This is a genomic window from Streptomyces sp. NPDC020898 (assembly GCF_044333925.1).
Classification (GTDB): domain Bacteria; phylum Actinomycetota; class Actinomycetes; order Streptomycetales; family Streptomycetaceae; genus Streptomyces.
The window spans coordinates 31,674-40,264 of record NZ_JBIRRV010000032.1; the positions used below are offsets into that span (position 1 = coordinate 31,674).

Here is an 8,591-nt window from a genome sequence, read left to right on the forward strand (position 1 = left end):
GGGTCTCCAACCCCGCCCCCCGTCCTCGGGTCCCTTTGCCCCCGTCTTGGGGGGGGGGGGGGGGCCCCCCCCCCCGCCCCCCCCCCCCCGGGGGGGGGGGGGGCCCCCGCCGGGGCCCCCCCCACCACCGTGCGGAAGGAGACCTTTCCTTCAGGGGTGCTTGGTGGTCAGGAGCACCGCCGTCAGCAAGGGCCCTCGTCGTAGGCGGCGTAGATGTTATTCCACTGGCCGACGTCCCAGTCGGCGTGCGGCAGCACGCAGAACGTCTCGTTGGCGGTCAAGATTTTCGTCACCAGGATCCTGCGGCTGGTGTTCTGGCAGTTGTGGTAGACCCCTCTGGTGCTGACCGACCGCAGACCGCAGATCGCGGCTGCTGGACCGGCCGCGACCGTTGCGGCGGGGGCGGCCTGTTGCACTGCCGCGGCGGCGTGGACAGGTCCGGTCCAGGTGAGCACAGCACCGGCCAGAGCGACCGAGGCCAGCAGCATTCCGGTCAGACGCTTACGCAACGTCACAACTTCTCCTTGTCGGCCATGGCAGGACCGTGTCCTGCCGGGTGTGATCGAGGGTTCGCCCCGAGCGGCGAACCCGTCCGGGCCCCCCGGGGGCCGCACGCGACGGCGTGGCCCCCGGGGGACGGTGCTCTGAAACCGGTGCCAGAGCATGGGCAGGCGTGAGGCTCAGCGGTTGCTCCACAGGTGCCACAGGAATCCGCCGCGGCCGGGGGCGCAGCTGAAGCTGTCCCAGTGCCCGCGGTCGACCCCGGCCTTGCCGGCGGTCTTGCAGTTGCCCTCGTTCAGGTACCAGCCGCGGTAGACGTCGTGCCCCTGTGCCTGCTGGACGGCGGACACCTGCGCCGCGGAAGCGGGAGCGGCGACGGCAGGCGCCGCCGTGCCCACGCCAAGCCCGGCGACAGTGATCGCGAGGGCGGGCAGAAGAGTGCGTACACGCATGACGAAGATCCTTTCGTTGGGGAAATGAGTCGGCCTCAGGCGGCGTGCGCCGCCCGGCCATGACCACCGGCGCACTCACCCCTGGAGGTGATCTCGGCAGCCGGTACGCCGAGTCTGCCCCGGTACATCACCTATGGACACGCGATCCCGCTTGCTTCGCCGATGTCGGGATAAATACAGTCCTGACCTGCTGGGACCTGCCCGTCCCGGGACGTGAAGCAGCCGCCGGGAAACCGTCGCGACACCATGCAGGGAGACCTTCTCGATGACCGACCAGCGACGGGATCACACAGCGCCGGCACGGCGGCTGGGAGAAGCCCTGCGCGGGCTGCAACAGCGGTCGGGCTGCACGCTCCGCGCCCTGGAGAAGCAGGTGTGCATCAGCGACTCGTCGCTCTCCCGCTACTTCCGCGGCGACACCGTCCCTCCCTGGCCTGTCGTCCGCAGCCTGTGCCAGGCGATGGGCGCCGACCCTGCCGAGTACCGGGCCCTGTGGGAAGCCGCCGACCGCACCCGCCCCGACGACCCCCCTGCCACCTCGAGCACCGCCGCCCCCAGCACACCGCACTCCGCAGCCACCGCCCGGTGGAGCCGCCTGCGCGAACTCCTCGCCGGCCGCTGGGCCTTCGCCGCCGCCGGAGCCGCGGCAGGAGCACTCCTTGCCCTGCTCACCCTGAACGGCTCCCCCACCGCGCCCCCGGCACACGGCTCGGCAGCCGAACTCCAGAAGGAAGGCGAGCCCTCGTCCAACGCGCGCAAACCACCGGCCGGGGCCCGGATCTTCATCAGCAGGGCCACCGGGAGCTGCCTCGACGACAGCCTCGACTACGGGCTGCGCTCCTTCAAGTGCAACCACCTGCCCTACCAGTGGTGGACCATCCGTCCGATCCCCGACGGCTCTCGCCAGATCCGCAGCCAGGCCACCGGCAGGTGCATCGCCGACAGCGGCACCGGCCTGCGCATCCAGGACTGCAGCGCCTCCCCCGCCCAGCACTGGACCTTGAACGCAGGCGGCGACGAAGCCATCACACTCAAGAACACTGCGACCGGACACTGCCTGGACGACAGCAGCGCAGGCCTGCGCACCCTGCCCTGCTCCAGCACACACCACCAGAAATGGGCCTGATGTGACGTTCGCGTAATTCCCCAGGTAACTGGGTCGTGAGCCGACTGTGAAGTCCTGGGTCAGTCCCACCAGAGCACGAGGAGAAGGTGCCGTTGGGATGCAGCAAGGTAGAACTCGTGCAGGGCATTGAAGTGCCCCAGCAGGTACTTCCTCGGGCCACCGACGATCCTGTCCGCCCCATGACCGATCAAGGAAGCGGCCTCGGTGTCGTCGGTCGGCAGGCCGGCCAGGACTGCCGGAAAGTCGATTTGGCCGAGCAGTTCCGAGACGCGGGCCACTTGAGCTGCGGAAAGGGCAGTGGGAGGCGGTCCGAAGGGACCGATGGCATGCGGGTGCATGTTGAGGAAGCCGAGATCGATCACCGAGTCCCCGGCGGTGGCCTGCCGAAGAGCATGCAGGTGGATGCCGTCGAGACCTGCGAGCTCGCAGGACCGTTCCAACACGGCTGGAGCCCAGTCCAGGTCGAGGACGTCCGCCGCCGGCGGATCCCAGTTGGGATCTCCATCGGTCGATGTTCCTGCTGACTGACGGCAGGCGGCGAGATACTCCGCCGGGATGCGGGCGAGTTGCTGGGTGACGGCCATGGCGGCAGTATCCCGACGGCGTCCACTTGAGTACCTGGAACGCGTCGCCCGCTAAGAGCGGCACGAGGAAAGGCACTGGCCTCTCATCGTGGACCAGGCGACCATGACTCCGTGAAACCGTTGAAGATCATTTCGGGCGACGCGACCAACCCGCAGGCGAAGGGACCGAAGGTGATCGCCCATATCTGCAATGACCTCGGCGGATGGGGCAAGGGATTCGTCCTGGCGATCTCACGTCACTGGCCTGAACCGGAGCGCGAGTACCGCCGCTGGCACCGCGAACGCGCCAGTAACGACTTCGCCCTCGGAGCAGTGCAGATGGTCCGCGTCCGATCCGACATCTGGGTCGCGAACATGATCGCGCAGCGCGGGATGAAGGTGGGAAGCGCCGGACCGCCCATACGCTACGAGGCCGTCGAACACTGCCTGCACGCCGTCGCTGAGCACGCCCTCGCCAACCACGCCTCTGTGCACATGCCCCGCATCGGCTGCGGCCTCGCCTGCGGCAAGTGGGAACGCATCGAGCCGATCATCGGCAAAACCCTGAGTGCCCGCGACATCGCCGCCACCGTCTACGACTACGCATGAACCGTCTCTGCGTCCGGTCTCAGGGCCGCAGGTTCATATCAACTTACGGGTACATCCTCGAGACCAGGCCGCCGCCGGCCTTCTGGCTGGCTGCCGCAAAGGCCCTGCCGGCAAGGCCGGCGGCCTTCGTGAAGGCGCGCTCTGCCCGTGACTGGAACCTTCGGCTGGGCAAGGACCGCACCGCGGGGCGCGTCCCCGAGCCCGCAGAACGCGAACGGCCCGCCGCTTCGGGGGAAAACGGCGGGCCGGACTGACCGTCACGGTGCCACACCCATCGGCGCAGCGCACCCCGGAACAGGGAAACCACAGCCGCCCGGGTTCTGACACCGGGCAAAAAATGGGGCCCGTCCGGCATACGGACGGGCCCCATGTATCGAGCGCCGGGCAGGCCTTGCACCTGCATCTCCCCGCAGGAAGCGGGGCGTCTTTCCTTGGACCACCAACGCACCACCAGCCACCCCGAGTTGCGGCGACCAGCTCAAGATCAAGTTTAGCGCATACGGCCAGCTTTTTGCCCACAGGAAGGGCCCTGCGTCAGCTCACCGTTGCCGGACCGAGTACCCACTGCGCCTGCGTCGCTGCCGGTGCCGGCGGGTTGCTCTTGTTCTCGCCGGCACCGGCAGCGATGGGCACCGGTAAGTGTCAGCAGTTGCGGAGGAGGCCGTTGGTCACCGCGTTGTACTCATTGTTGTCGAAGAGCAGGTCGTACTTGACCTTCACCTCGACCTACCAGGTCAGGTACTCGCACTGCTTCTGGGCCAGCATCCAGGCTCCGGGTCCCGGTCTCCTTTGGACCGGTCGCTGAACGGTGAGACAGCCACCAGGTTGACGACGACGTCGTTGGCGAAGAGCGCGCGCTGGTCGTCGGTCCAGTCGTCCGCGCCGGAGACCCACGCTTTGCGCAGCGGGACGACGTGGTCGATGTCGGGGTTGGTGACGGCCTGGCCGTCGTAGCCCGACAACCACTGGCCGCCGGTGACCTCGCAGCCGTTGACGGTGCCGGCGGACCGGTCACGGATCTTGGTCCACTTGTCGGCGGCGCAGTTCCGGTTGGGCTGTCCGGAGGGGGGCGGGCCGACCGACCGCCAGTGCGGGAAGCGTGCTTGGTGGAGCCCTTCATCATCAGGACCTTGAGGCGGGGCCGTTCGGTTGAGCAGTTCCTCGGGCCGGTCGGCTCGCCCGAGCGCCCCGGTGTGAGGTATGCCGAGGTCCGGGCGGCGAGGACGTTGTACGAGGTCTACCTCCATGCCGTCGAAGATGTCGGGCACGTGAGTTTTCTGGACCTGGACGTGTTCCCGCCGTTCGATGAGGACGCCGAGGAAGAGGACTTCGGCCAACTCCTGGGCACGACTGAGGACCCGCAGGACGCGCTGGTTCTTGCCGAGGAGTGCACGGGAGCTGTTCACGGGCGATGGGTCAACCAGGGTGTCGTGCAGGACGAGTACCCCGACTTCGTCCGGGCCGGCCGCCCGTCCGGCATGTCGCCGGACGGGCATCCCTGGCCCGACCTGCGCACCGGCCCATGATGATGTGATCGCCTCGTTCGCCGGGCTCGCCGGACGACACCACGAAGCCGGATGGAGACTCTGCACGCCGCGATGTACGAGGACTTGTAGCAGGCCAAGAAGGCGGTGTCCGAACGGAACGCCACCGACGGCTGCCCCGGCGGCATGTGACAAGGGGCCCTGAACCGGCTCCCGGTTCGGGGCCCACCTGCGTGCGGCGCAAGCTACGGGGTGTCCTGCCCGGTCCCCCGTCCTCGTACGGCCCCACGCGGCCCGGGACGGGTATCCCAGGTGCTCCATGTATCTGCAGGTCAGAGGGGCTGGGATCGTTCCACCGTGTCCGGTCGGCCGTGGGTTGTTGCCCTCGGCCACTGTGACCGCTGATGCTTTTGGTGTCGCGCCGACCAGGCCCGGGCTGACCAGCCGGCCTCGCCGTGGCATCCACGTCCACGCACTCATTCACGGGGGAACACTCATGTCCATGCGTATCCGAACGAGCGCTCTGACTGCTCTGACCGTCGCGGCTCTCGCGGTGGGCGCGGTTCTCACGGCGCCGGCCGCCGGCGCCGCGCCGAGGGCCGCCGTGCCGAAGTTCCTGTCGGCGTCTCAGCTGCCGCCGCATCCGACGTCGTCCTGGACCGCCGGGCCGGTCACCGAGGGGTTCCCGGAGGCACTCGGCCTGTGCGTGAGCACGGAGGGCGTGCTCGCCTACGACTACCGGCACCGGGAGTTCCGGACCGATCTGGACACCAACGCCGTGCAGTTGACCGTCGTGACGGGCACAGCCGCGCAGGCCAAGGCCCTGGCGAAGCACTACGACGACCTGATCCGCACCTGCGCCGACCGCATCGAGGAGTCCTCGCCCGATGTCGAGGCCGAGGGCCGGGACTACGGCAAGCTGCCGGTGGAGGAGGGCGCCCGCGTCCGCGGCCTGCACACCGAGACGTCCTGGGGCGCCACCGACATCGCCCTGCTGTCGGTCGGGCGGGACGGCAGGACCGTCACCGTCGTCAAGTGGGGACAGATGGGCGACTTCAAGAACGCGCCCGTGGCCGCCTTCAAGAAGACCACGAGCACGGCCGTCGACAAGCTGCACTGACCGGGCGGCCACCGGAAAGGGCCGGGGCCGTCCTCCCGCCACAGGGGGCAAAAGAACGGCCCCGTACCGGTCATGCCCCCCCCTGGCACCCGCCCGGGGGACTGCCCCCACTGCGTGGCCCAACACATCGCCGAACAGACCACCACATCGCGCCGTGTGGGAGGTTCGGCTTTATCTCAGGCTGAGCAAGGAACTCCATTTCGGACGTGCCGCCGCGCGCTTGTTCATCACGCAACCCGCTGAGTCAGCAATCAGACCCACGCACGGCAGGCATTGCTCCCCAAAGCCCGGGCGGCGGTCGCGGCTGTCGACCGGCTGCGGTGCGTAGCCGACGCACAGCTGCGACAGGTCTCCGGACTGGGAGCCGAGGCGCCTATGGCGCACACCCGTGCCGTACTCAGCCTGCTACAAGGCCGTCACCCCGGGACAACCGTGCAACTGATCACCCTCGGTTTCGGCGACCGCACGGCGCTGGCACAGCAAGAGGCCGACGTGGTCTTCGGGTCTGCTGCAGGTTTGGGTGACAAGGCGGTCATCGGGAGCTCGGCGTCACCTCGGTGTCTGGGACACCGGTAGAGGCGCTCGACGAGCACGCGGCGACCGGCGCCAGCAGGGCGGCAACGACGGTGGCCCGGGCATGGGCACGTCGGCAGTCCGAGATCAGCCGCTGTCGAGCAATGTGACGGCGACTGGTGAGGAACGGTCATGATCCGGTCACGTTCGCCGGACGGAGAAAACAAAGACCACTGTGAGCCTCCTGGGTGTCCCCGCAACAGTCCGGGGAGAACGAGAGGCTCAGGCTGTGTCAGCGCTGCTCGCGCAGCCCAACAAACCGGGAAAGGCGTACATGAGACCGATGAGAAGAATGCGCGGGCTGCTCGCCACCATGGCGGCAACCGCCTGCGCCCTGCTGATGATGACGCCGCAGAGCGCGGCCGCCGCCGACCCGCCACTGCCCTTCCCTCCCGGGAACACCTGTGTCTCCGGGACCCCCCGCTACGAGACCAACTACGAGTACTTCGAGGGGGTGGACGACCTTCCGTACAAGATCCTACCCGGGCAGACGCTGGCACTGACGAAGACGATCACCAAGACGTTCGAGGCGTCGATAACCGCCGGGTCCGGCCTCGAAATCGATGCCGTCGTCGCCAAGGCCAAGGCGGACGTCGGCGTGGGGGCGAAGGCGTCGATCACGCACACGGGGACCGCTACGGTCACGGTCACCGCCAAGGAGAACCAGCCGCTGTTCGCCCAGTACGGCGTCTGGAAGACGATGATGTACTACTCCGTCCCCTTCTCCCCTGCCGGATGCAACGCGGGGTTCGAACACCTTCCCGGCTGGAGCAGCCGCGTCAACGCGTCGGTGCCGTTCGCGCTGGGCTGGCACACCTGGAACGACGTCGCCACCGGAGGCGGCCACGGCAACCCCGGCTCCGTCACCCCGCCGAAGCCGCCGCAGCCGCAGCCCGTCACCGATGTCCGCGGCCTCGCGGACGGCACCGTCCTGGCCACCACCGACACCAAACGGATCTACAAGATGGTGGGCGGCGCGCCCGTCTGGCAGTCGACCTGCGACGATGGCATCTGCCAGCCCGAGTCGCGCCCCACAACCCAGGCCGTCATCAACGCGGGCCCGGCGACCCCGCGCAACGCCTCGTCCGCCATCGACCAGCGAGGCCGCGTCTACATCTTCGCCGGCGGCGCGCCGCTGTGGCAGTCGCACTGCTCCGCGCCGGTCAACTGCGGTACGCCGGTGAAGGTGTCCAACTGGTCCATCGACGCGCGTGACCACATGAACCAGGAGCCCGCGGACGGCCAGTTGGTCCAGGGCGCCGAACCCGGTTCCTCCAGTGTCACCCCCGTCGCCGCGACGATCGGTGGCGCGCGGATCAACTTCGCGAGCCCGCAGGAGGTCATCGACACCGGCCACGGCACGGACTGGCCGGGCAAGGTTGTGATCATCTCCACGTACAGCTTCAACCGGCTCGGCGAGGTCCCGCGCGACGGGACCCTGATCCAGGGCACAGGCGGGGGCGTGTCCACGCCCGTCGCGATGTTCGCCGGCGGCGCGCGGATCAACTTCGGCAGCCCCGAGGAAGTCGTGGAGACCGGTTACGGCGCCGACTGGCGAAGCAAGGTGCGGGCGATCCCCAAGCGGGTCTTCGACAACATGCTGGCCAACATCCCGCCGGATCGGACCCTGGTCCAAGGCATCTCCAACGGTGTCCCCACCCCGGTCGCCCAGATCATCGGCGGTACGCGGATCAACTTCGCGAGCCCGCAGGAGGTCATCGACGCCGGCTACGGCACGGACTGGGCGAGCAAGGTGCGCATCATCCCCGCCCGTGCCTTCAACATAATCACCGCCGACCGCCCCGTGGACGGCACCCTCGTCCAGGGCGCGGGTGGCGCGGACACGCCGGTCGCCCAGATCGTCGGCGGCGCGCGGATCAACTTCGCGAGCCCGCAGGAGGTCATCGACGCCGGCTACGGCACGGACTGGGCGAGCAAGGTCCACGCGATCCCGGCCCGCGCCTTCCACCAGCTGAACACACGCATCGCGGATGGTACGCGGTTGAATCAGGCGGGTTCGCCGACTCAGGCGGGTGTCATCGGTGGTGCGCGAATTGACTTCGCCTCGCCCGCGGAGCTGGAAGCCGCAGGCTTCGACACCCGGCCGATGTGGGTTCTGCCCGACCGGGTGTGGAGTGCAATGTCGACGAGGATCGCAGATGG

9 protein-coding genes are annotated in these 8,591 nt (G+C 68.7%); 5 read left to right on the forward strand and 4 right to left on the reverse strand.

The genetic code is table 11. From position 1 onward, the window contains the following. Positions 1-182: 182 nt before the first annotated feature. Positions 183-515 (reverse strand): hypothetical protein, encoded by a 333-nt coding sequence (locus ACH4TV_RS46260; RefSeq protein ID WP_398407485.1) that lies wholly within the window; start codon positions 513-515, stop codon positions 183-185. A gap of 165 nt (positions 516-680) precedes the next feature. After that, complete coding sequence (locus tag ACH4TV_RS46265) at positions 681-953, reverse strand: hypothetical protein (protein WP_398407486.1); 273 nt, start codon at positions 951-953, stop codon at positions 681-683. Between the two features lie 265 nt (positions 954-1,218). Between ACH4TV_RS46265 and ACH4TV_RS46270 the strand changes: the two genes are divergently transcribed. Further along, entirely contained in the window at positions 1,219-2,079 is an 861-nt protein-coding gene (locus tag ACH4TV_RS46270) for an RICIN domain-containing protein (RefSeq protein ID WP_398407487.1), read from the forward strand. A 59-nt stretch (positions 2,080-2,138) separates the two neighbouring features. Here ACH4TV_RS46270 and ACH4TV_RS46275 read toward each other — a convergent pair whose 3' ends face one another. Next, positions 2,139-2,663, reverse strand: a complete 525-nt coding sequence (locus ACH4TV_RS46275) for a DUF1877 domain-containing protein (protein ID WP_398407488.1) — start codon at positions 2,661-2,663, stop codon at positions 2,139-2,141. Positions 2,664-2,774: 111 nt separating this feature from the next. On the opposite strand from ACH4TV_RS46275, the gene ACH4TV_RS46280 reads away from it, so the two are divergent. After that, on the forward strand, positions 2,775-3,251 hold the full coding sequence (locus ACH4TV_RS46280; RefSeq protein WP_398407489.1) for a macro domain-containing protein: 477 nt from the start codon (positions 2,775-2,777) through the stop codon (positions 3,249-3,251). A gap of 734 nt (positions 3,252-3,985) precedes the next feature. Here ACH4TV_RS46280 and ACH4TV_RS46285 read toward each other — a convergent pair. Beyond that, positions 3,986-4,519 (reverse strand): DUF1524 domain-containing protein, encoded by a 534-nt coding sequence (locus ACH4TV_RS46285; RefSeq protein ID WP_398407490.1) that lies wholly within the window; start codon positions 4,517-4,519, stop codon positions 3,986-3,988. Between ACH4TV_RS46285 and ACH4TV_RS46290 the strand changes: the two genes are divergently transcribed. The 3 genes from ACH4TV_RS46290 to ACH4TV_RS46300 form a co-directional block, all read left to right on the forward strand. After that, a complete protein-coding gene (locus ACH4TV_RS46290) occupies positions 4,520-4,777 on the forward strand; it encodes a hypothetical protein (protein WP_398407491.1) in 258 nt (85 codons plus the stop codon). A gap of 454 nt (positions 4,778-5,231) precedes the next feature. Next, a complete protein-coding gene (locus ACH4TV_RS46295) occupies positions 5,232-5,855 on the forward strand; it encodes a hypothetical protein (protein WP_398407492.1) in 624 nt (207 codons plus the stop codon). 856 nt (positions 5,856-6,711) lie between these two features. Next, the coding region (locus ACH4TV_RS46300; protein WP_398407493.1) for a hypothetical protein at positions 6,712-8,591 on the forward strand (1,880 nt) is incomplete at its 3' end.